The 1814-nt window shown below is 60.4% G+C and carries 1 pseudogene; it reads right to left on the bottom strand.

Going from position 1 to position 1814, the window contains the following annotated elements:
* A pseudogene (locus JS533_RS13585) lies at window positions 1-1548 on the bottom strand (cell surface protein); the annotation flags it as partial.
* Window positions 1549-1814 lie beyond the last annotated feature (266 nt).

Genomic DNA, 1814 nt, shown 5'->3' with positions numbered 1-1814 from the left:
GTCGACTTTGCCGCTCTGGAAATCGCCTGCGTAACCGCCTGCCATGTTTGCGGTTACGTTGCCGCCATTGACGTAGCGGACATCCGTGTTCGTATACTTTGGAACCATGTAGCCGACCGCGGTGACCAGCCCGTTCACCTTGACGAGTTCGATGATCGAAGTATCGTCAGCCACGTCCGCCAGTCCGCCGGTTTCGGACAGACCGACGAAACCGCCGGCGTTTCCGTATTCCATGTCAGCGAATACCGTGTACAGACCGGTCACATGCGCGTCGACCACCTGCGTGCTGTTCGATTGACCGACGAAACCGCCGGCGACGTACTGGGTCACGTCGCCCGTCTTGTGCTCGCCAGTAGCCGTGATCGTCATACCGGTCTTGACACCGTTGACGGTCACGCCTTCGGACTGGATCATGACGCCTTGCGCAACCGACAACAGTCCTTTAATCTTCAGCACGCCCAAACCAAGCAGGTTCAAACCGTCCGAACCGACCAGATCGCCCGGACCGGACGCGCCCATGAAACCGCCTGCATAATTGTTCGCTTCGACCGACTTCACGTCGTTCAAAGTGACGGCGGCTGTCTCGGGCACGTCGTTCGTCTCGTTGCCGTCCGCGTCCTTCGATTTGTACGCGGTCGTGGCTTTGCCGATATAACCGCCGGTCGCCTTGCCGATGCCGGCGGACGCGTAATCACCGGTTGCGGTGACCGTGTAGCCATCGTCCGCAACGCCATTGACAGTCAAAGCGCTCACCTCGAACGGGAGGAACCCGCCGAGGCCGACCGTGTCATTGACGATGCCGCCGATCGACGCAGTGCCGAGCTGACCGGCAATACCGCCCGCATAGTCGCCCTTCGCAGTCACCGACTTCAGACCGGACACCGTATTATCGCGCGACTCGGTCAGGGTACGGCCGTGCTTCCAGAACGAGAAACCGTTCAGATGCTGCCCGTCGGAAGCAGCGAGAATCAGGCCATCTCCACGGCCCACGACACCGCCCGCGTAATCATCTCCGGAAGACACCACGAACGATCCGTCCATCTTCACACCGGCGATCACGGACTCGTCGATACCGACAAGGCTCAGCAGCGTGCTCACGTCCTGCTTGCCCTCCAACGCGGTAGTCAGCAAACTGTTCACCGTCTTCAGCAGGTTCGTATCCGCCGCGTCATGCGTGCCCAGATCGGTGGTCCAACCCAGCGTGGCCGCACCCGTGAACCCGCCGGCCAGTGCGACGGTCTCACCGGCCTTCACCGTGCCGGTATCATTCGCGAGAACCACACCGGACGCATGCACGCCGATGCTGCCATTAACAGTGTCATTGACGGCGAAACTGTTCGCCATCGCCCCCGCGAAACCGCCCGCATACGAACCGGCCTCAACCGTCACGCCCGCATCCAGCGTCGAGTTCTCGACCAAGCTCTGCGGTTTCGCCAGATCGGGCAGATCCACGCCAAGATTACGCAACGCGCCGTCCATGACGTCGTTGCGCATCACACCGGAGAAACCGCCGGCATAGTAATCGGCCTTCACCGTGAACGAGTTCACGCTCTCCACCGTCGAGTCCTCGATGATCGCGCCGACCTGATTGCCGACAAAACCGCCCGCGTAGCTTTGCGACGCGGAACCGATGACCGTGTTCTCTTTGAAATCCTTAACCGCGTTGCCGGAGAGAGTCGGATTATAGGGCTCTTCGGGTGTTTGTGTGGGTGTGAATCTTCTGTCTGGCTTACTGCTTATTGGTGTCCGGGGAGTTTGAGGTTGAGTCCGCCGCATTTGAGCATGACCAGGCCGATGAGGTTGTCGAGGTTCCT

Origin of the sequence: Bifidobacterium amazonense, assembly GCF_018555435.2 — a bacterium.
Taxonomy (GTDB): Bacteria; Actinomycetota; Actinomycetes; order Actinomycetales; family Bifidobacteriaceae; genus Bifidobacterium; species Bifidobacterium amazonense.
Note: the sequence above shows the minus strand (reverse complement) of the source record. Positions and strands in the feature narration are given on the sequence as shown.